A 21,440-nucleotide genomic window follows, 5' to 3' on the forward strand; every position below is an offset into this window, starting at 1 on the left:
CCGCCATGAGCTTCAATACCTCGCTGTCCGGCATCAACGCGGCCAACGCCAATCTCAACGTCACCGCCAACAACATCGCCAACGTCAACACCACGGGCTTCAAGGAATCGCGTGCGGAGTTTGCGGACCTGTTCTCCAACAGCTCCTACGGCCTGGCGCGCAATGCGATCGGCTCGGGCGTGAAGCTCAGCAACGTGGCCCAGCAGTTCTCGCAGGGCAACATCGATCCCACCGGGCGCAGCCTGGACATGGCCGTCGATGGCGAAGGCTTTTTCACGCTCAACAAGAACGGCGCACGCGTCTACAGCCGCGCCGGCAACTTCCAGACCGATGCGCAGGGCTTCGTCGGCACGCCCGAGGGCGCACGTCTGCAGGTCTACCAGCCCCGTGCCGACGGCGAGGGCTTCGATGTCGGCCGGGTGGGTGATCTGCAGTTGCTGACCACCGACAGCCCGCCGCGCCCCAGCAGCCGCGTCAACCTGATGTTCACCCTGCCCGGCACCGCGCAGCCGCCGACGATGACGAGCTTCGACCCGGCCGAACCCAACAGCTACAACGCGTCGACCGGCGGCATCACCGTCTTCGATACGCTGGGCGTAGGCCATGTGCAGACCTCCTATCTGGTCAAGACCGCCAATCCGAACGAATGGCAGGTGCACAGCTATGTCGATGGCGAAAGCGTGGGCGCACCCACCACCCTGCAGTTCTCCGACAGCGGTGCCCTGCTTACGCCCCCCGACGGCCGCATCGCCCTCGATCCGTTCACCCCGGCCAACGGCGCGGGCGTGATGGAGCTGGATCTCGATCTGGCCGGGACCACCCAGTACGGCGACCGCTTCCAGCTGCGCGACACGCGCCAGGACGGCTACGCCGCCGGCAAGCTCAACGAGATCAGCATCTCCGCCGAGGGCGTGGTGTTCGCGCGCTATTCGAATGGCGCCGATGCCGCGTTGGGCCAGATCGCCCTGACGACCTTCGTCAACCCGCAGGGTCTGCAGCCCCAGGGCAACAATGTGTGGGCCGAGACCCACAGCTCCGGCGCGGGTCGCACCGGTGCGCCGGACAGTTCTGACTTCGGTCAGATCCAGGCCGGCGCGCTGGAGTCGTCGACGGTCGACCTGACCGAGCAGCTGGTCAACATGATCGTGGCCCAGCGCAACTTCCAGGCCAATGCGCAGATGATTTCGACCCAGGACCAGGTCACCCAGACCGTCATCAACATCCGTTGATGACCCCAGCCAGCCGGCGCGCGGCACCGGGCGTTCCCTAGGCGTCCGGTCCGCGCGTCCGGTTCTTTCTTCCCGCATCCGGATTTCCCGCTCCCATGGACAAGGCCCTCTACGTCGCGATGACCGGCGCCCGCGCCACGCTGCAGGCGCAGGGCACGGTGTCGCACAACCTGGCGAATGCCGACACCGCCGGCTTCAAGGCGGCGCTGGCGAATACGGTGTCCTACCGGGTACCGGGCGGGACGCACGCCTCGCGCATCGACGCGATGCATGTCGACCAGGGCTTCAACAGTCGCGTCGGGGCGCAACGCGTGACCGGCAATCCACTCGACGTGTCGATGCGCCCGGACCGCTGGCTGGCCGTGCAGTCCCCGGACGGGGGCGAGGCCTATACCCGCGCCGGGAATCTGTCGCTGACGCCCAACGGCCAGCTGGTCACCGGCGGCGGGCACCCGCTGGTCGACGAGAACGGCCAGCCGTTCGCACTGCCGCCCCACCAGGCGCTCGACATCGGTCATGACGGCACCGTCTCGATCATTCCGCTCGGCGAAGGCCCGCAGACGATGGCGGTGATCGGGCGGCTGCGCGTCGTGGAAGCCGCGCCCGACCGGCTGGCACGCGGCCTCGATGGCCTGATGCGCAACACCACGCCCGAGCAGCCGTTCGCGCAGGCGCCGGGCGAGGTCATGGCCACCGGCACCCTCGAGGCCAGCAATGTCGACGCGGCCGGTGCGCTGGTGCAGATGATCCAGCTGCAGCGCCAGTTCGAGATGCAGGTCAAGCTGATCAGTCGCGGCGACGAGAACGCCCAGTCCGCCAACAGCCTGTTGCGCCTGGGCGGCTGATCGTCTCGGACTCCTGCCCCGGGCGATCGTCGCGCGTCGTCGCGACGGTCCCCGGAGACCCGTGCGGATCATCGACGGAATGGTTTTCGGCCGGACCGCGTGCCATCTGCGCCGCTCGTCCGAATGGTCGGCGCGCTGCTGCCTTCCCATGGGCCCGCGTGCACCTGCGCGGTCGTTGACGTCCGAAACCCAATGCCCTGTCAGCCGCGGTGCGCGCCGCCCGTTTGCCGATCGGCACGACGTTGCCCTGTGAGGCCAGCATCGCAGCAATGCCTGAGCCTGCCCGGCTGCAGATCCCCGCCAAGTCCCGTCTCGCGGCCGCGATCGAACCACCCGAGCGCTTCTGGCACGCCGATTGCATCTGCATATCCGACAGGCGCACAGGCGCCCGCACCGAGGAAGGACCGATGAACCAGGCGCTGTGGGTGGCGAAGACCGGACTGGATGCGCAGCAGACGCGCATGTCGGTCGTGTCGAACAATCTCGCCAATACCAATACCACCGGCTTCAAGCGCGACCGCGCCAACTTCGAGGACCTGCTCTACCAGCAGGTGCGCCAGCCCGGCGGCTCGAGTTCGGCGCAGACGCAGCTGCCGACCGGCCTGCAGCTCGGCACCGGCGTGCGCGTGGTGTCCACGTCCAAGGATTTCCAGCAGGGCAACCCGCAGCAGACCGGCCGCGCGCTCGACGTCATGGTCAACGGCCGCGGCTTCTTCGAGGTGCTGATGCCCGACGGCACGCCGGCCTATACCCGCGACGGCAGCTTCCAGATCAATGCCCAGGGCGAACTGGTCACCAGCAGCGGCTTTCCGGTGCAGCCGGGCATCCAGGTGCCCGAGGGCGCGCAGGCGGTGACCATCGGCAAGGACGGCACGATCACCGTGCAGATCGCCGGTGAAGCCCAGGCGCTGGAGATCGGCTCGCTGACCACCACCGACTTCATCAATCCCGCCGGCCTGCAGGCGCGCGGCGAGAACCTGTATCTCGAGACCACCGCCTCCGGCCCCGCGCAGAGCGGCACGCCCGGGCTCAACGGCCTGGGCCTGCTCGAGCAGGGCGCGCTGGAAGGCAGCAACGTCAACGTGGTCGAGGAGCTGGTGAGCATGATCGAAACCCAGCGCGCCTACGAGATGAACGCCAAGGCGATCTCGACGACCGATTCGATGCTCGGCTACCTCAACAACAACGTCTGAGCACTGCGATGACCCGTGCCCACTCCTTCCGCCGTGTCGCCGTGCTGGCCCTGTCCGCACTGCTGGCAGGCTGCGTCGCTGCCGGTGACGTTCGCCCCTATCCGGCCATGGCGCCGATCCAGCCGGTCGTCGCCCTGCCCGCCCAGGCCTCGCCCGGTGCGATCTACCAGGCCGGTGGCGGCAGCGGCATGTCGTTGTTCGCCGACCGCCGCGCGCGTGACGTCGGCGATCTGCTGACCATCCAGCTGATCGAGAACACCAACGCCCAGACCAATGCCAGCACCCAGGTGGGCAAGGAAAGCAGCATCGACATCGGCGTGCCCCAGGTGTTCGGCGCGCCCGTCACCATCGGCGGCCGCGACGTGCTCAGCGCCTCGGCGAGCGGCAGCCGCGATTTCGACGCGAGCGGCCGCAGCGCGCAGAGCAACCGCCTGCAGGGCAACGTGACCGTGACCGTCGTCCAGCGCCTGCCCAACGGCAACCTGGTCGTGGAAGGCAGCAAGCAGATCCGCCTCAACCAGGGCAACGAGCTCGTGCAGGTACAGGGCATCGTGCGCCCGGCCGACATCGGCCCGGACAACACCGTCATGTCGAGCCGGGTGGGCGATGCACGCATCGTCTATGGCGGCCGCGGCGCGATCGCCCAGTCGAACGCGATGGGCTGGCTCGGCCGGTTCTTCCATTCGCGCCTGTATCCCTACTGAGTTTCCACCGGACCGCCGCCATGCGTACTTCCCTGCTCCGCCTGCTGCCGCTTGCTCTGCTGGCCCTCGCCACGCTGGCCTCGCCCGTGCACGCGCAGGAGCGCGTCAAGGATCTGGCGTCGGTGGGCGGCGTGCGCGGCAATGCGCTGGTCGGCTACGGCCTGGTCGTCGGCCTGGACGGCAGCGGCGACCGCACCAGCCAGTCGCCCTTCACCGTGCAGAGCCTGCGCAACATGCTCAACGAGCTGGGCGTGACCGTGCCGGCCAATGTCAACCCGCAGCTCAAGAACGTCGCCGCCGTGGCGATCCACGCCGAGCTGCCGCCGTTCGCCAAGCCCGGCCAGACCATCGACATCACCGTCTCGTCGATCGCCAACGCGGTCTCGCTGCGCGGCGGCACCCTGTTGATGGCGCCGCTCAAGGGCGCCGACGGCCAGGTCTATGCGATCGCCCAGGGCAGCCTGGTGGTGGGCGGCTTCGGCGCCCAGGGTCGCGACGGCTCGCGGGTGTCGGTGAACGTGCCGAGCGTGGGCCGGATTCCGAACGGCGCGATGGTCGAGCGCGAAGTGGCCGGCGGTTTCGGCGACAGCGGCGAGCTGACCCTCAATCTCAACCGCGCCGACTTCAGCACCGTCTCCAACATGGTGCGCGCGCTCGACGCGCGTTTCGGCCCGGGCACCGCGCGGGCCGTGGACGGGGTCACCGTGGCCGTGCGCGCCCCGTTCGACCCCGGCGCGCGCATCGGCTTCCTGGCCGAGGTGGAGAACGTCGAGCTGTCGCCCGGCACCGCGCCTGCCAAGGTGATCGTCAATTCGCGTACCGGCACCGTGGTCATGGGCGCGCAGGTGCGCGTGCTGCCGGCGGCGATCGCCCACGGCTCGCTCAGCGTGACCATCACCGAAAGCGTGGACGTGAGCCAGCCCGAGGCCTTCGGACGCGGCAACTCGGTCATCACCCCGCGCTCGGACGTCTCGGTGGACCAGGACGGCAGCCGGATGTTCCGCTTCGCCGGCGGCTCGTCGCTCGACGAGATCGTGCGCGCGGTCAATGCGGTCGGCGCGGCGCCCGGGGACCTGATCGCCATTCTCGAAGCGCTCAAGCAGGCCGGTGCGCTGCGCGCGGAGCTCGAGGTCATCTGACATGCGCATCGCCGCCGCCCCTGTCGAGCTCAATCCGGTGCAACGGCCCGATGCCGCGCGCATCGACAAGGCTGCGCGCGAGTTCGAGGGCGTGTTCGCCCAGCAGCTGATCAAGAGCATGCGCGATGCGAGCTTCGGCGATGCACTGTTTCCGGGCGAAAACCAGCTTTACCGCGACCTCTACGACCAGCGACTGGCCAAGTCTCTGACCGATGGCGAAGGCCTGGGACTGGCCAAGGTGATCGCACGCCAGCTCGGCGGAGGTACTGACGGGCCGGCACTCGACACGCGCATCGCGCCGCCTGCCGCGCCGCTGGACGACGCGCTGGACATCGGCGGCGGCATGGCCGCATTGCCGGAGGCGCTCGGCGCGCAGACGCTCGACCTGATCGCCGGCCGACCGATGACCCAGGCCGCATCCGGAGATGCATCGCGCTCGCCGATGGACGGCTTCATCGACAGCCTCATGGCGCGCGCCCGTCCACTGGCCGACGCCGCCACCGGCGGCGCACGCATCGCGACCGCGGCCGTGGCACAGGCACCGGCGGCGCTGGAACAGGCCTCGCGCGCGGCGGCCGAGAGCTTCGCGCCGCGTTCGCCGGAGCGTTTCGTGGCGTCGATCTGGTCGCATGCCCAGGCCGCCGCGCGCGAACTGGGCGTGGACGCCAAGGCGCTGGTCGCGCAGGCGGCGCTGGAGACCGGCTGGGGCCGCCGCACCATCTCGCGTGGCGACGGCAGCTCCGCCAACAACCTCTTCGGCATCAAGGCCACCGGCTGGAAGGGCGACCGCGCCACCGTCAACACCCACGAATACAGCAACGGCGTGCGCCACACCGAGCGCGCCGACTTCCGCGCCTATGCCTCGCCGGCCGAAAGCTTTGCCGACTACGTGCGCCTGCTCAAGCAGAACCCGCGGTATCGCCAGGCGCTGGAAGCCGGGGGCGACGTACGCCGCTTCGCCGGCGCCCTGCAGCAGGCCGGCTACGCCACCGACCCGCGTTATGCCGACAAGCTCAGCGCGATCGCGAACGGCCCGACCCTCGGGCGTGCGCTGTCGACGATCTCGCAGTACGCCAGTGCAGCCGCCAGCGCCTCGCCGACGCGCGCCACTGCGCCTGCCTCCATCAACACCGTCGCCGAGGCCGCAGAACGCGCGGCCCAGGCGCTCCTGCGTCGCTGAGTGCCCCAATGGCCAATATCCTCTCCACCGGTACCAGCGCACTGCTCGCCTTCCAGCGGGCCCTGTCGACGGTCAGCCACAACGTCGCGAACATCAACACGCCCGGCTACAGCCGCCAGCGGGTGGATTTCGAAGCACGCTCGCCGCAGTTCATCGGTGCGGGCTACGTGGGCCGCGGCACCCAGATCGTCGACGTGCGCCGGGTCGCGGACGATCTCGCCAATGCGCGTCTGATCGACAGCGGCGGCGAGCTGGCGCGGCTTGAGCAGCTGTCCTCGCTGTCGGATCGCGTGGACCGGTTGATATCAGAGCCCACCACCGGCATCGCCGGCGTGTGGTCGAATTTCTTCGATTCGGTCAGCGCTCTGTCGTCCAGCGCCTCGGCGCCGGCCGAGCGCCAGAACATGCTTGGCCAGGCCAATGCGCTGACCGGGCGGTTCCAGCAGTTGCAAGGCCAGTTCGACCGGCTTTCCTCGGAAGTCGACAGCGGACTGGCTGCGAGCGCGGCCGAGGTCAACCGGCTGTCGGGCGAAATCGCCCAGCTCAATGGACGCATCGGCAATCCGCAGAATGCCGCGCCGGATCTGCTCGACCGCCGCGACCAGATGATCCGCGAGCTCGTCGGACTCACCGGCGGCACGGCGGTGCAGCAGGACGGCGGCGCGATGAGCGTGTTTTCCGCGGGCGGGCAGGCGCTGGTGGTCGGCATCCAGGCCTCGCGGCTGACGACCGTGCCCGACCCCTATCGCCCCGAACGCCAGCAACTGGCGCTCGAGGCACAGGGGCAGACGATCCGCATCGACGAGCGTGTGATGGGCGGCCGGATCGGTGGCCTGCTCGAGTTCCGCGAGCAGGTGCTCGCGCCCACCCAGGCGGAGTTCGGCCGCATCGCCCTTGCCCTGGGCACCGCGTTCAATGCCGGCCACGCCGCCGGCGTGGACCAGTACGGCGAAATGGGCGGCGCCTTCTTCAACCTGCCGCCGCCGACCATCGGGGCGCATTCCGGCAACGGTGGCACCGCCCTGCTCAGCGCGGGCGTCGCCGAGCTGGCGGCCGTCGATGGTCGCAATCTGGTGCTGCAGTTCGGCAGTGGCCGCTGGACCGCGACCGATGCCGCCACCGGCGTGGCTGTGCCGATGACGGGTACCGGTGAGGCAGGGGATCCGCTGCGGATCGCAGGCCTGGCAATCGATGTGACCGGCGCCGCGCAGGAGGGCGACCGCTTCCTGCTCCAGCCGACCGCGCAGGCGGCGCGTGGCCTGTCGGTGGCGATCACCGATCCCGGCCGCATCGCCGCGGCGTCCCCGGTGCAGGTGCAGGCCAACCTCGGCAACCTCGGCAGTGCCCGGCCCGGTGCCGTGCGCGTCGTGGACCCGACCGACCCCGCCCTGCGCACCGCCGCGACGGTGGAGTTTCTCGACGGCGACCAGTACCTCGTCGATGGAGATGGCCCCTTCCCGTACACCCCGGGCATGACGATCAGCGCCAACGGCTGGTCGTTCGTCCTCGACGGAATCCCGACGGCCGGCGACAGCTTCTCGATGCGCGCCGCCGCACCCGGCTCGAGCGACAACGGCAACGCCGCACTACTGGCCGGCTTCGACGACAAGGCCGCGCTCAATGGCGGCGCGCTGTCCATCAACGGCGCAATCCAGGGTCTGACGACCGCCGTCGGCTCGGCAGCCCGTCAGGCGGGCTACGCAGCCGAGGCCCAGGCCACCCTGCACGCCCAGGCGGTGGCGGCGCGCGAGAGCATCTCGGGCGTCAACCTCGACGAGGAGGCGGCCGACATGCTGCGTCTGCAGCAGGCCTACCAGGCCGCGGCCCAGATCATTTCTACCGCCGACACCCTCTTCCAGTCACTGCTTGGAGCCGTGCGCCGATGACCCGCATCTCGACAAGCCTGATGTATCAGCAGTCGATCGCGACGCTGCAGTCCAAGCAGGCCTCGCTCGCCCGCATCCAGGACGAACTGGCCACCGGCAAGAAGGTGCTCACCGCCAAGGACGATCCTGTGGGCGCAGGCGCCGCCGTCGGCCTCGACCGTGCGCGCGCGGAGCTGGAACGCTTCGGCGCCAATGCCGGCGCTGTCAGTCATCGCCTCAGCATGCAGGAGGCCGCGCTGAGCCAGGCCGGCGACGTCATGGGGCGCATCACCGAACTGGCGGTCCGTGCCAACAGCGCCTCGCTGTCCCACGAGGACCGCAAGGCGATCGCCACCGAACTCACCAGCCTGCGCGGCACGCTGCTGGATATTGCCAACACGCCCGATGGCGCCGGTCGTTATCTGTTCGGCGGCACCCAGGACGGCACCCCACCCTTCGCACGTGACGCCGGTGGCGTTTCCTACAGCGGTGACCAGACCCGGCGTCAGGTGGAAGTGGCGCCGCAGATGTTCGTGGCCGATACCATGCCCGGCAGCGAGGTGTTCCTGCGGGTACGCACAGGCGACGGACGGGTCGACGCAGCCGCCGATCCCACCAATACCGGGAGCGGGCTTCTCGGCGGGTTCGGCGTGACCGACTCGAGCCAGTGGGACGGTGGACGCTACCGCATCACCTTCGGCGCCGATGGCGCCTACGAGATCAGCGATTCGGCCGGCGACGCCGTCGCAACCGGAATTCATTCCACTGGCGAGGCCATCACCTTCAATGGCGTGCGCGTCGCCATCTCGGGCGCACCCGCCGACGGCGACGCGTTCACGCTGGAGCCGGCGGGCACGCGCGACATGTTCGCCACCATCGACCGCCTCATCGGCGCGCTGACGATGAACCCCACCACCGACGCCCAGCGCGCCGCCCAGCAGAACGCCCTGCAGGGGTCGATGCGCGACATCGCCACCGCCCAGGATCATCTGATCGACGTGCGCGCCAATGGCGGCGCGCAGCTGGGCGCAATCGACAATGCCGCTGCGTTGCGCGACTCGCAGGCCCTGACCCTCGACACCACATTGTCGAGCCTGCGCGATCTGGACTATGCCGACGCCATCAGCCGGTTCAACCTGGAAAAGGTCGCGGTTGAAGCAGCTCAACTGAGCTTCGTGCAGATGCAGCGGTTGTCGCTGTTCGATCTGTTGCGCTGATCGCATCGCTCCTGTCGGCGTATCCGCCGACATCGGACGTGCCATTACGCGCGACACCCGATCTCCGATCGGCACATGCGGGCGCATATGCAAGATGTGCCGCCGACGGCATACCGGCTGCTCACGTGATGCACGCGACGCAAGCCTTGCTGCTAGCGCAGGACCGATACGCCCGCGCATGCGTGGCTGGAGCTGCCGAACGCGTGACGGAAGCAGCGTCGCCAAGTCGTGCCCGGGACTCGTCGTCCGCCGCCCTCCATCCCACAGCGCGACGCACATCCGCCCTCGGTCGCAACCGGGGGTGTCGATGCGAGGGGTTCTTTCGAAGGACGCGCCGGTCGGCTGCCACGCGACAGCTGGATTAGCGCGGCGACATGGGTGTCGTGCCTTGCGGCCCCGGTCCTCCCCACAACGTGTCGCTTCAGAGAAAGCCCCACCGACACGCGCTCGCTGGTCGCGCCTCCCTTCATGCAGCACCGCTTCGCCTCGTGACACATGCAGACAGGTGCGACTGCAAGCAGACGGATCTTCTCGCCCGCCGTAAATCTCCGGGGCGCACCGTCAAGCGCCGCGCGTCCCTGCCGTTAATGGTTTCGGTCCGGAGACGGACTGCGGGTCGCCGGCAAAAACAGCATTAAAGCTTGACGACGACACGCCGTTATTGGTTACAGCAGAGGACAGGGCCGCATCAACGGCAACCCCCTGCGGAGCCACCGGCCAGGCCCTGTTCCCGTGCCGGATTCCCCATACCAGGAGACCTGCATCATGTCCGTCATCAACACCAACACCATCTCGCTCAACGCCCAGCGCAACCTGGCCACCAACTCGGCCAGCCTGTCGACCACGATCCAGCGCCTGTCTTCGGGCCAGCGCATCAACAGCGCCAAGGACGACGCCGCCGGCCTCGCGATCTCCGAGCGCTTCAGCACCCAGATCCGCGGCATGAACCAGGCTGCGCGCAATGCCAACGACGGCATCTCGCTGGCGCAGACCGCCGAAGGCTCGCTGGGCGAGATCGGCAACAACCTGCAGCGCATCCGCGAACTTGCCGTACAGTCGCGCAACGCCACCAACTCCACCACCGACCGCGCCGCGCTGAACGCCGAAGTCACCCAGCTCAAGGCCGAGATCCAGCGCGTGGCCGAGCAGACCAACTTCAACGGCACCAGCCTGCTGAACGGCGACTTCACCAACCAGGCCTTCCAGATCGGCGCCAACCAGGGCCAGACGATCAACATCGCGCAGATCGCCAACGCCAACACCAACCAGCTCGGCACCTGGACCAGCGTCGCCACGTCGGCGAGCCTGACCGGCGCCGCTGCGACCGGTACCGGCGCAACGGAGGCAATCCCGGCCTCGGACGACTATGCTGCCGCGGTCCCGGCCATCGCCACCACATCGGGTACCTCGGGCGCTTTTGCCGCGAGCGCGGCCTCCGACGATACAGACCAGTCGTTCGAGTTCTCGGTGGGCGGCGTCGAAATTCTCAACCGCACCGGTACGGCGGACGGCACGGGTACAGGTGCGGCAGTGACCGCTGCCGACATCGACACAGCGCTTGCTGCGGCAGTTGATGATCTGGCGGACGAGGGCATCACGTTTACCGGTACCGCCGCAGCGGGCAACCTCGCCTTCTCCAAGGCCGACGGCACCGACTTCGACATCGAGCTGACCAACACCTTCGGTGGTGCGTCGTCGGAGGGTGGATTCGCCACCTCCGCGTTCGTCGACTCTCATACGAATGGTACTGCAGCAGTTGCTCAGGTCGGCACCCCTGGCAGCCCCGCCGCCGGGGGCACGTTCGGCGCCCTCGTCGGTAACGCACTGACCATCAATGGCACCAACATCGAAGTCGCCGCCTCGGGTAGCGCCTCCGAGCGCGCCAGCGCCCTCGTGACCGCGATCAACGCCCGGACCACCGACACCGGCGTGACCGCTTCGCTGGTCGAGGGCAACCTGCGTCTGGCATCGACGGGTGGCGACATTGTCGTCGGCGGCACCTCGACCGACCTCACCGCGCTGACCGGTCTGACCGCCGGTACCACGGCGGGTGGTGCTCTGGCTGGCAGCGCGGCCTACAGCGCTGGCGAGGCCCAGGTCGGGTTCGCCGATCTCGACATCTCCACTGCCGAAGGTGCCGACAACGCGATCCTGGCGATGGACGGTGCGCTCAGCGCGGTCAACTCGGCCCGCGCCGACCTCGGTGCGATCCAGAACCGCTTCAGCTCGGTCGTCGCGAACCTGCAGACCGGTTCGGAGAATCTGACCGCCTCGCGCAGCCGCATCATGGATACCGACTTCGCCAAGGAAACGGCCGAGCTGTCGCGTACCCAGGTGCTGCAGCAGGCCGGTACGGCGATGCTGGCCCAGGCCAACCAGCTGCCGCAGAACGTACTCAGCCTGCTGCGCTGAGTCCGACGGTACATCAGGGAGACCGGCGCCGGTCTCCCTTGCTTGGAAGACCTCCGGCCTAGGCCGGAGGTTTTTTTGTATTTGGGAGCGGAGCCGGTCGCGAAACTGGACGGGAATTTCGATTAATGGCCGCGTCGCCGCAGAGCCATTTCGAGGCGGAAGATCGTCGCACCGAGCCACCAGGCGCGCGTTGCGCGCGATGTCGGCTTCAGCAAACAGGCCCGACGTCCCGTCCCGCGCACTCCCCCCGGGGCCGTGGTCCATCGCTCGTCAGCAGGGCGAAGACACTGCCCCGGCATACATCTTGCAACCCTCAAGAAGCGCGGCGTGTGGCCGTTACAGCATCAGGTCGCCATGTGCGGCCCACCCGGGGCAGTTCCCGACCAGGAGAAGCGACATGGCGGATTATTCCTTCGGTTACGGCGGCATCGGGTCCGGACTCGATATCAGCGCGATCGTGAACCAGCTGGTCGCGGCCGACCGTGCACCGCAGAACGCCCGCCTCAACACCCTCGAATCGAACACCAAGTTCAAACTGTCGGGCCTCGGCAGCGTGACGTCGGCCTTCAGTTCGCTCACGACGGCGCTCGACAGCCTGCAGAAGGTGGATGCGCTGGGCGCACGGACCGTGAGCTCGACCATGTTGTCGGTTGCCGCCGGCAACCCCGGCAACGCGAACGCCACGACCGATCCCGTCCTCACCCCCACGGCTGGCCGCAATACGCCGGTGGGCAGTTACCAGGTCGAGGTGCACACGCTGGCGAGCGCACACAAGTTGCTGGGCAGCGGCACCGAGACCGGTATGAAATTTTCCGCCGGCACGCTGCGCGTCCAGATCGGTGAGGCGTCGGTCGAGGTCGCCGTCCAGGCCGACGCCACGCTGGCCGACATCCGCAGTGCGATCAACGACGCTGCGGGCAAGCACGGGGTGCAGGCCGCACTGCTGACGTCCGACAATGGCCATCATCTTTCGATCGGAAGCGCCAAGACGGGCGCGGAAAACGCGATTTCGATCCAGGTTGTCGAAGGCGGCAGCAATCTCCACTCGCTGATTGACGGGCTCGAGGAGCAGTCGCCGGCGACCGATGCACGCGTATCGATCGATGGCCTGGTCACCACGTCCGCCAGCAACACGATATCCGACGCCGTGCCCGGCATGACCCTGGCGCTGAAACAGGCCGGAACAAGCCGCGTGGACGTGAAGGCCGATCCCGCGGGCAGCCGGGCCGCGGTCGACGGCTTCGTCAAAGCGTACAACGCCGCGCTCAAGGCGATCGGCGCAGCGACCACCTACAACGCCGAGACCAAGACACCGTCATCGCTGACCGGCGATGCGCAGATGCGCGGTGCCGCCGCCCAGCTGCGCGGCGTCATGGGCGAGTTGCTGGCCGGGCTGGCCGAACAGGGACTGGATGCGAAGACGCTGGGTCTGCAGACGCAGGGGCATCCCAATCCCGACGGCACCCTGATCCTGGATGCGACGAAGTTCAACGAGGCGATGACGGCCAATTCTGCGCAGGTCATCGCGGCCTTCACCGGCGAGAACGGCCTGGCGGCGAAAGTCAACGACGTGGTGAAGAGCTATGTCGGCACCGATGGCGCACTCACCCTGCGCACCAAGGGACTTAACGATCAACTCAAGGACGTCGCCCGCCAGCGCGAGGCGCTGGACGTGCGCATGGATGCGGCCGCGAAACGCTATCGCACGCAATTCGTCGCATTGGATTCCTTGATGGCCCAAATGACCACCACCAGCAGCGCATTGGCGCAGCAGCTGACAAACCTGTCAGCCCAGACCCAGAGATGAGTGCGGAGATTCGATCATGATGCAGCGCAACTATGCCCAGCAGTACCGCCAGAGCCAGCTCGAAGGCGCGGTCATGGACGCCGATCCGCACAAGCTGGTGTCGCTGCTGCTGACCGGGGCCTGCGAGCGCATCCGCCTGGCCGAAGCCTGTCTGGAGAGGGGCGACCCCGCCCGGAAGGGCAAGGCGATCGGCGAAGCGTGCTCGATCGTCGGCCACCTCAATGGCTCGCTCGACCACGAGGCCGGCGGTGAGATCGCCGCCAACCTGTCGTCGCTGTACGACTACGTGCTGCGGCGCCTGACCGAGGCCAATCTGCACAACGATGCCGCCGCGCTGCGCGAATGCCTGGCTCTGCTGGGCGAGATCGACTCGGCCTGGACTGCGATCCGCCCGGCCGCCGCGCCCGCGACCAGCGTCGGAGCCAGCGCGTGACGCATTCCGGTCATCCTGCGCTGGAAGCCCAACTTGCCTCGATCGGTGGAGCCGTCGATGCCGGCGAGGTCGAGGAAGCGGCCGAGCGCATGGCCGGCTACGATGCGGCGCTGCGCAACTACATCGAGACCACCGCGCCGCACACACCGGTGGACGTGCTGCGCGAACTCCTGCGGATGCAGAACGACCTGCTGCTGCAGATGCGCGACCGCCAGGCCCGGATCGGCGAGATCCTGCGCCAGACGCAGCGCCAGGCCACCGCCGCGAATGCCTATACGTCCGCGGAGGACGTGCTGTGACGGGTGATCTGCGCCCCACCGACGATCCGGCCGACGCGCTGCTGTTCCAGGACAGCCTCGACATGTCTCTGGTCCTGCCGGTGCAGGTCTTGCCCTCGCGCGCGCCCGGCCGTCAGACGCAGGCTGTTACGTTGCTCCACGGGCTCGCCCAGATCGAGGATCTTCGCAAGGACGAGGGCGCGGCCGAAGAGTCCGGCGACCTGCCCCTTCTGGCCCAGCGCATGGACGCCAAGCTTGACTTGATCCTCGCACTGGTCGGCCGCCTGGCGATGCGGGCCGATGGCCTGCCCGAACGCCCGCTGCGCTGGTCCGCCGCCGGTGTGCGGATCGACCTCGAGGATGCCGCAGACCTGACGCTCGCTGCGTCCGCGCTCGTACGCCTGCAGCCCGCGCAGTGGCTGCCCGATCATCTCGAACTGCCTGCGCGCGTCGTCGCCCGCAGGAACATCGACAACGGGGTGCGGCTGTGGCTGGCCTTCGTCGACCTGCGCGCCGATCTCGTCGAGGCACTCGATCGCCACCTCTTCCGACTGCACCGGCGCGAGGTCGCCGAGCAGCGCCGACGCTGAGCGCCGGCCTCGCGTATCCTTCCGATTCCCGGCAGGCCCGGGCGCAGGGAGAGCTGCTGTTGCGAGTGCTGATCGTTGACGACCATACCCTCGTGCGGGCGGGCCTGGCCCGCCTGCTGCAGGGATTCGGCGGCATCGACGTCTGCGCCGAGGCCAGTCGCGCCGAGGAGGCGCTGGAGCTCGCGCTGATCCACCGCCCTGACATCGTGCTGATGGACCTCTCGTTGCCCGGACGCAGCGGGATCGAAGCGATGGGGTCGATCCATGCCGAGCTGCCGTCGGTTCGCGTGCTGATCATGTCCATGCACGATGACACCCAGCACGTGCGCAGCGCGCTCGAACGTGGCGCCGCCGGTTTCGTGGTCAAGGACGCGGCGCCGCTGGAACTGGAACTGGCCCTGCGCACCGCGGTCGCTGGCGAAGTGTTCCTGAGCCCGCGGCTGTCGTCGCGGATGATGGCGCCGCTGTTTGGCCGCCCCAGGTCGGCCGGTATCGATGCGCTGTCCAATCGGCAGCGACAGATCCTGGACATGATCGGCCGCGGACTCAGCAGCAAGGAGATCGGCGTCGAACTGGGCATCAGCGTCAAGACGGTGGAGACCCACCGCGCGCGGATGATGGAAGTACTGGGCTGCCGGCGCGCCAACGAGCTCGTGCTTTTCGCTGCGCGACAGGGGGGCGATCCGACCTGAGCGGTTGGCAGCCTCGCGCCGGAAAACCGACGCCTGTGCGTTGGGCCAGCTGTCGGGGAAACCCCGACAGGTGTAGTGCTGACCCCTGTCGTCGTCAGAAACGCCCCGATACCGGAACCGTCGCATCGCCTTCACGATGCTTTCACGGGCGCAGGGAGCGCCACGAGGCTCCGGATCCGCGATGAAAGCAAGCGCCAACACCTCGATGCAGCTCGGCCAACAGCTGCAGATGACGCCCCAGCTGCTGCAGTCGATCCGACTGCTCCAGCTCGACGGCCTGCAACTCGAACTGGAGATCCGTCGCGTCCTGGAGCAGAACCCGCTGCTGGAACTCGACGAGGAGTCCACTGCAAGTCCGGTGCCGGAATCTGCCGAAACGGTGTCCGACGTCGCCGCCTTCGACGAACTGCCCGAATCCTCGCTGTGGGACGTGCGCGGGGCGAGCTGGAACGGCGACGACTCGGACGGCCTGCAGCGCATCGCGGCCGACGACTCCACCGATCCGCATCTGCGTATCCTGCAGCGCCTGTCGGTGGCGCTCGGCGAGGACGACCTCGCGATCGCCGCATTCTGGCTCGAGCATTGCGACGACGCCGGCTATCTCGCCGCGCCGCATGACGAACTCCTCGCCACAGCCGCGGTGCGTTTCCGGCGCGCGCCTGCCGATGTCGAGGGCGTGCGCCAGCGACTGCTGTCCGGCGATCCCGCCGGCGTGGCCGCGCGGAATCTGCGCGAGTGCCTGGTCGCCCAGCTCGACGCCCTGCCTGGCCGCGTCGCCGGCCGTGGGCTCGCGCGCCGGATCCTCGACGAGGCGCTCGAGCTGCTGGGCGCGCACGACATCGCCGGCGTCGCCCGCCAGCTGGGACGCGACGAAGCGGATATCCAGGAAGCCGTACGCCTGATCCTGTCGCTGGACCCGCGCCCCGCCGAAGCCGGTGCGCCGATGGAAAGCACGGCGGTGGTGCCGGATGTGGTGGTCTGGCACGCCGATGCCGGCTGGCGGGTCGCGCTCAATCCGGCCGCCGCGCCGCGGGTGTCGATCAATGCCGGCTATGAGCGTGCACTGGCCGATGGCGAAGGCAGCGCGCCGATGCGCGGGATGCTGCAGGAGGCGCGCTGGTTCACGCGCGGCCTGGCGATGCGCTACGACACCCTGCTGCGCACCGCCAGGGTCATCGTCGAGCGGCAGGCCGCGTTCCTGGAGCGCGGTGAGGAATCGATGGCGCCGCTCACGCTCAAGGACGTCGCCGATGCGATCGGCATGCACGAGTCCACGGTTTCGCGCATCACCAATGGCAAGTTCCTGCAGACACCGCGCGGGACGATCGAGATGAAGCGCTTCTTCGCCGTGCGCCTCGATGGCGCCAGCGTCTCGGGCGCCGCGGTCAGGGCGATGGTGCGCCGGCTGATCGAGGCGGAACCGGCGCAGAATCCGCTGGCCGACGAGGCCATCGCCGCGCTGCTGGCCAGGCAGGGCGTGCACATCGCACGCCGCACCGTGGCCAAGTACCGCGAACAGCTCGACATCGCTCCGGCGCGCACGCGCCGCCGCGGCGCCCGCCCCACCCTGCTCGCCCGCGCGGGCTGAGGACGCGACATGCAGACTATCCACGTGCTCCTGGTCGACGACCACGAAGGCTTCATCAACGCCGCGCAGCGGCATTTCCGCAAGGTGGACTGGCTGAAGGTCGTGGGGACCGCGGCCAACGGGCTGGAGGCCATTGCCCAGTCCGAAGCCCTGCGCCCGGACGTGGTGCTGATGGATCTGGCCATGCCGGAGATGGGCGGGCTGCAGGCCACGCGCCTGATCAAGGCGCAGGACGCCCCGCCCTACATCGTCATCGCCAGCCATTTCGACGATGCCGAACATCGCGAACACGCGACCCGCGCCGGCGCCGACAACTTCGTCAGCAAGCTGTCCTACATCCAGGACGTCATGCAGATCCTCGAAACGCTGCACGCCGATCGCGCGCGTGACGGAGACGTTTCGTGAGCGACCCGCGCATCCTGGTGATCGACAGCGACGACGCGCGTGCCGAGCGTCTGTGCACACTGCTCGAATTCATGGACCTGCGGCCGCGCTGGGTGTCCGAACCCGGCGAGGTCTCCGCCGCGCGCAACCGGCCCGGCGACTGGATGGCCGTGCTGGTGGGCACGCTCGACGATGCGCCGGCCGCGCGGACGTTCTTCGCCTGGCTCGGCAAGGATGCGCTGCCGCCGCCGGTGCTGCTGCTCGACGGCGAGCCGGCGCCGTTCGCGGCCGCCCACGGCCTGCACGAGGCTGGCGTCTGGGCCCTGGATGCGCCACTGCGCCATGCCCAGCTCGAGAACCTGCTGCGCATGGCCAGCCTCAAGCGCCTCGACGCCGAGGCGCAGGCCAATGCCGATCCCGGCGTCGGCCCCACCGGCAACAGCGCCGCGGTGCAGGCGCTGCGCCGGATGATCGACCAGGTGGCGCCGTTCGACACCACGGTGCTGGTGCTCGGCGAATCCGGTTCGGGCAAGGAAGTGGCCGCACGGGCAATCCACCAGAGATCCGCCCGCCGCGACGGTCCCTTCGTCGCGATCAACTGCGGGGCGATTCCGGCCGAGCTTCTGGAAAGCGAATTGTTCGGCCATGAGAAGGGGGCGTTCACCGGCGCGCTGTCGGCGCGCAAGGGGCGCTTCGAGATGGCCGAGGGCGGCACCCTGCTGCTCGACGAGATCGGCGACATGAGCCTGCCGATGCAGGTCAAGCTGCTGCGGGTGCTGCAGGAGCGCTGTTTCGAGCGCGTCGGGGGCAACCAGAGCATCAAGTGCGACGTGCGCGTGATCGCCGCGACCCATCGCAACCTCGAAACACGCATCAGCGACGGCCAGTTCCGCGAGGACCTGTTCTACCGGCTCAACGTGTTCCCCATCGACATGCCGTCGCTGCGCGAACGCCGCGACGACCTGCCCGACCTGGTCCGTACGATCGCCGCCCAGCTCGCACGCAACGGGCGCGGGGAGGTGCGGTTCGCGGCCGAGACCCTCGACGCGCTGGCCGGCTATGGCTGGCCGGGCAATGTGCGCGAGCTGAGCAACCTGGTCGAGCGCCTCGCCGTGCTCAATCCCGGCGGTCTGGTGCGCGTGCAGGATCTGCCGCTGCGCTATCGCGAGCACCTGCTGGCGCAGACGATCACGTTCGCTGACGAGATGCCGCAGTCGCAGGCCGCTCCCGCCGCGGCGGCGCCGGCCACCGCAGCGGCGCCGCCCCCGACGACGGTAAGCGACGATGGCGCACAGCTGCCGGAAGACGGCATGGACCTGCGCGACCACATGGCCCGGATCGAGCTGGGCCTGATCCGCGAGGCACTGGAACGCAGCGACGGCGTCGTCGCCCACGCCGCCCAGCTGCTGGGCCTGCGCCGGACCACGCTGGCCGAGAAGCTGCGCAAGTACGGCATCGAACGCGATCTCGCGAACTGACCGCTCGCTCGCCCGACACGGGCTCCGCAGGCTACCGACAGTGCTGCATCCCGCGCCCAAGCACCAATAGCCGCGCCCCCCCTGCCGACGACGCCGCAAGGCGTGCGGGGAGGCACGCGGGCCGCGCCCTCGCCACCGTCGCGTGGGCGGCTTCACCGGCGTGGCCGCGCGGTTCCGCGCCTGCCGGATCGAGCGCTGCGACCAAACCTCCGCGCTCCGCGCGCCCGGGTGCGCGCTGCGGCACACGTCTTGCATCGGTGCAGACAGGTTTCCGTCCCCGGACGTCCCGCATGAGCCATTCCGTCAATTCGATCCTCTCGCAGATCCGCAGTTACCAGGGCCAGGTGTCCCAGGCGCGGCCGATGGCGGGCGACGTGCCGCGCAGCGATGCGATCGCCGTCCAGGGCGGCGTCGGCGGTATGCAGGGGGTCGGTGGGACGACTGGTGTTGCGGCGCCGAGCTTCGGGGCGACGCTGCGCAACGCGCTCGAGGGGGTCAATGGCGCCCAGCAGCGTTCGGGCGAGCTGGTGCGCGCGTTCGAGCTCGGCGAACCCGGCGCGGACCTGGCCAAGGTGATGGTGGCTGCGCAGCAGTCGCAGGTGGCCTTCCGGGCCACGGTGGAAGTGCGTAATCGACTGGTGCAGGCGTACCAGGACGTCATGAACATGCCGCTGTGATGCGGCCCGGAACGGAATAAGCGAAGACCATGGCGATCACGCTGTCCAAGGAAGCCCTCAACACCGATGCGGCGAGTCGCAAGGCGGTCGATGTGCTCGATCGTCTGGAGAAGATGCAGCTCGCCGGCCGCCTGGCGAAGATGGCGCTGCTGGCCGCCGCCATCGCGGTCGGGCTGATCGTGTTCTTCTGGGCGCAGAAGCCCGGCTTCGTGCCGCTCTACGCCGGACTCGACGCCAAGGCCACCGCGGAAGCCACCGATCTGCTGCGCGCGGCGCAGATCCCGTTCAAGATGGACCAGGCCTCCGGCGCGATCTCCGTGCCGGAAGCCAATCTCCACGACGCACGCCTGAAACTCGCCGGCTCGGGCCTGGGCGAGTCGGGCCGCATCGGCTTCGAAATGATGGAGCGCGATCCGGGTTTCGGCGTCAGCCAGTTTGTCGAGAACGCGCGTTACCAGCATGCGCTGGAGACCGAACTGGTGCGCACCATCGCAGCCCTGCGCCCGGTCCGCGACGCGCGCGTGCACCTGGCGATCCCCAAGCCGTCGGCGTTCACCCGCCAGCGCGAGGTCGCCAGCGCCTCGGTCGTGCTGGAGCTGCGTGGTGGCGCGACGCTCGAACGCGGCCAGGTGGATGCGATCGTGCATCTCGTCGCGTCCAGCATCCCCGACCTCTCGCCCGACCGGGTCACCGTCGTCGACCAGAACGGTCGCCTGCTGAGCAACGATGCCCAGGATCCGGCGGCCGCCATGAGCGCGATCCAGTTCGAGCAGGTGCGTCGCCAGGAGACTTCCTTCAACCAGCGCATCCGCGAGCTGCTCGAGCCGATGGCCGGCGCCGGCCGGGTCAATGCCGAAGTCACGGTGGACATGGACTTCTCCGCCATCGAAGAGGCGCGGGAGCTCTACAACGCCGACCCGCCGAAGCTGCGCAGCGAGCAGCTGAGCGAGTCCGCCAGCCGCGAAACCGGCGCGCAGGGCATTCCCGGCGCCACCCCGAACCTGCCCGACACCGCGATCAATCCGGCGCCGTTGAATGCCCAGGTCGCCGCCGCTACGGGTAACGGCGCGGGCGCCGGCGACTCGTCGCGCAGCTCCACCCGCAACTACGAGCTCGACCGCACGCTCAGCCACACCCGCCAGCCGCCCGGCCGCATCCGCCGGGTCAGCGCCGCGGTGCTGGTCGACCACGTGCCGCGCACCGGCGCCGATGGCGCGACCTCGACGCAGCCGCTGACGGCCGCCGAACTGCAGCGCATCGAGGCACTGGTGCGCCAGGCGGTCGGCTTCGACGAAGCGCGTGGCGACACGGTATCGGTGATGAACGCGCCGTTCGTGCGCGAACAATCCGAAGGCTTCGACGCGCCGCCGTGGTGGCAGAACCCGATGCTGCGCGACATCGCCCGGCTCGCGCTCGGCGCGCTGGTGGTGCTGGCGCTGGTGTTCGGCGTTGTGCGCCCGGCAGTGCGCCAGATCGCCGGCCCTTCCAAGCCGCCAGCGCCGAAGACGCCGATGACGGCCGAGGTCACCCTGCTCGACGAGCCGCTGCCGGCGCTGGCCAGTGACACGGTACAGATCGACGCGCTCGCCGACGGTCGCGCGCAGATCGCGCTGCCGTCGGACGCCTACGAGGACCGCCTGCGCACCGCGCGTGAGGCGGTGAAGACGGATTCCAAGCGCGTGGCACAGGTGGTCAAGGGATGGTTGGACGATGAAGCGGCCGCATGACC

The 21,440-nt window shown here is 69.0% G+C and carries 19 protein-coding genes; all 19 read left to right on the plus strand.

The features are described 5' to 3' along the window. Positions 1 to 5: 5 nt before the first annotated feature. The 19 genes from flgE to fliF all read left to right on the plus strand — a co-directional run bounded on the left by flgE (position 6) and on the right by fliF (position 21,438). Positions 6 to 1,229: a flagellar hook protein FlgE gene (gene flgE, locus EGK76_RS05840; RefSeq protein WP_123831941.1), complete on the plus strand. Its 1,224-nt coding sequence runs from the start codon at positions 6 to 8 to the stop codon at positions 1,227 to 1,229. A gap of 95 nt (positions 1,230 to 1,324) precedes the next feature. Next, positions 1,325 to 2,074 (plus strand): flagellar basal body rod protein FlgF, encoded by a 750-nt coding sequence (locus EGK76_RS05845; protein WP_123831942.1) that lies wholly within the window; start codon positions 1,325 to 1,327, stop codon positions 2,072 to 2,074. A gap of 407 nt (positions 2,075 to 2,481) precedes the next feature. Then, positions 2,482 to 3,267, plus strand: coding sequence for a flagellar basal-body rod protein FlgG (flgG, locus tag EGK76_RS05850; protein ID WP_123831943.1), 786 nt, complete (start codon positions 2,482 to 2,484; stop codon positions 3,265 to 3,267). 8 nt (positions 3,268 to 3,275) lie between these two features. Beyond that, positions 3,276 to 3,971 carry a flagellar basal body L-ring protein FlgH gene (gene flgH, locus EGK76_RS05855; RefSeq protein ID WP_096298350.1) on the plus strand — a complete coding sequence of 232 codons (696 nt, stop codon included), beginning with the start codon at positions 3,276 to 3,278 and terminating at the stop codon, positions 3,969 to 3,971. A gap of 20 nt (positions 3,972 to 3,991) precedes the next feature. After that, positions 3,992 to 5,110: a flagellar basal body P-ring protein FlgI gene (locus EGK76_RS05860; RefSeq protein ID WP_096298348.1), complete on the plus strand. Its 1,119-nt coding sequence runs from the start codon at positions 3,992 to 3,994 to the stop codon at positions 5,108 to 5,110. A gap of 1 nt (position 5,111) precedes the next feature. After that, complete coding sequence (gene flgJ, locus EGK76_RS05865; protein WP_123831944.1) at positions 5,112 to 6,290, plus strand: flagellar assembly peptidoglycan hydrolase FlgJ; 1,179 nt, start codon at positions 5,112 to 5,114, stop codon at positions 6,288 to 6,290. Positions 6,291 to 6,298: 8 nt separating this feature from the next. Further along, positions 6,299 to 8,176, plus strand: coding sequence for a flagellar hook-associated protein FlgK (gene flgK / locus EGK76_RS05870; protein WP_123831945.1), 1,878 nt, complete (start codon positions 6,299 to 6,301; stop codon positions 8,174 to 8,176). Continuing rightward, positions 8,173 to 9,372 carry a flagellar hook-associated protein FlgL gene (gene flgL, locus EGK76_RS05875; RefSeq protein ID WP_123831946.1) on the plus strand — a complete coding sequence of 400 codons (1,200 nt, stop codon included), beginning with the start codon at positions 8,173 to 8,175 and terminating at the stop codon, positions 9,370 to 9,372. The genes flgK and flgL overlap by 4 nt, the downstream gene beginning before the upstream one ends. 765 nt (positions 9,373 to 10,137) lie before the next feature. Further along, positions 10,138 to 11,784 (plus strand): flagellin, encoded by a 1,647-nt coding sequence (locus EGK76_RS05880; RefSeq protein WP_233580172.1) that lies wholly within the window; start codon positions 10,138 to 10,140, stop codon positions 11,782 to 11,784. Positions 11,785 to 11,983: 199 nt separating this feature from the next. Beyond that, positions 11,984 to 13,591 carry a flagellar filament capping protein FliD gene (gene fliD / locus EGK76_RS05885; protein WP_233580201.1) on the plus strand — a complete coding sequence of 536 codons (1,608 nt, stop codon included), beginning with the start codon at positions 11,984 to 11,986 and terminating at the stop codon, positions 13,589 to 13,591. Positions 13,592 to 13,607: 16 nt separating this feature from the next. After that, entirely contained in the window at positions 13,608 to 14,024 is a 417-nt protein-coding gene (gene fliS, locus EGK76_RS05890; protein WP_123831948.1) for a flagellar export chaperone FliS, read from the plus strand. Next, positions 14,021 to 14,323 (plus strand): hypothetical protein, encoded by a 303-nt coding sequence (locus EGK76_RS05895; RefSeq protein ID WP_123831949.1) that lies wholly within the window; start codon positions 14,021 to 14,023, stop codon positions 14,321 to 14,323. Before fliS ends, EGK76_RS05895 begins: the two co-directional genes overlap by 4 nt. Beyond that, a complete protein-coding gene (locus tag EGK76_RS05900; RefSeq protein WP_233580173.1) occupies positions 14,320 to 14,892 on the plus strand; it encodes a PilZ domain-containing protein in 573 nt (190 codons plus the stop codon). Before EGK76_RS05895 ends, EGK76_RS05900 begins: the two co-directional genes overlap by 4 nt. 59 nt (positions 14,893 to 14,951) lie before the next feature. Then, on the plus strand, positions 14,952 to 15,584 hold the full coding sequence (locus tag EGK76_RS05905) for a response regulator transcription factor (protein WP_123831950.1): 633 nt from the start codon (positions 14,952 to 14,954) through the stop codon (positions 15,582 to 15,584). Positions 15,585 to 15,765: 181 nt separating this feature from the next. After that, positions 15,766 to 17,172 (plus strand): RNA polymerase factor sigma-54, encoded by a 1,407-nt coding sequence (gene rpoN / locus EGK76_RS05910; protein ID WP_123831951.1) that lies wholly within the window; start codon positions 15,766 to 15,768, stop codon positions 17,170 to 17,172. A 9-nt stretch (positions 17,173 to 17,181) separates the two neighbouring features. Then, positions 17,182 to 17,577 carry a response regulator transcription factor gene (locus EGK76_RS05915; RefSeq protein WP_123831952.1) on the plus strand — a complete coding sequence of 132 codons (396 nt, stop codon included), beginning with the start codon at positions 17,182 to 17,184 and terminating at the stop codon, positions 17,575 to 17,577. After that, positions 17,574 to 19,034 (plus strand): sigma-54 dependent transcriptional regulator, encoded by a 1,461-nt coding sequence (locus EGK76_RS05920; RefSeq protein ID WP_123831953.1) that lies wholly within the window; start codon positions 17,574 to 17,576, stop codon positions 19,032 to 19,034. Before EGK76_RS05915 ends, EGK76_RS05920 begins: the two co-directional genes overlap by 4 nt. A gap of 290 nt (positions 19,035 to 19,324) precedes the next feature. Further along, positions 19,325 to 19,711: a flagellar hook-basal body complex protein FliE gene (gene fliE, locus EGK76_RS05925; RefSeq protein WP_123831954.1), complete on the plus strand. Its 387-nt coding sequence runs from the start codon at positions 19,325 to 19,327 to the stop codon at positions 19,709 to 19,711. A 29-nt stretch (positions 19,712 to 19,740) separates the two neighbouring features. Next, complete coding sequence (gene fliF, locus EGK76_RS05930; RefSeq protein ID WP_123831955.1) at positions 19,741 to 21,438, plus strand: flagellar basal-body MS-ring/collar protein FliF; 1,698 nt, start codon at positions 19,741 to 19,743, stop codon at positions 21,436 to 21,438. Positions 21,439 to 21,440: the final 2 nt, after the last annotated feature.

Source organism: Luteimonas sp. 100069 (assembly GCF_003813845.1).
Taxonomy (GTDB): Bacteria; Pseudomonadota; Gammaproteobacteria; order Xanthomonadales; family Xanthomonadaceae; genus Luteimonas; species Luteimonas chenhongjianii.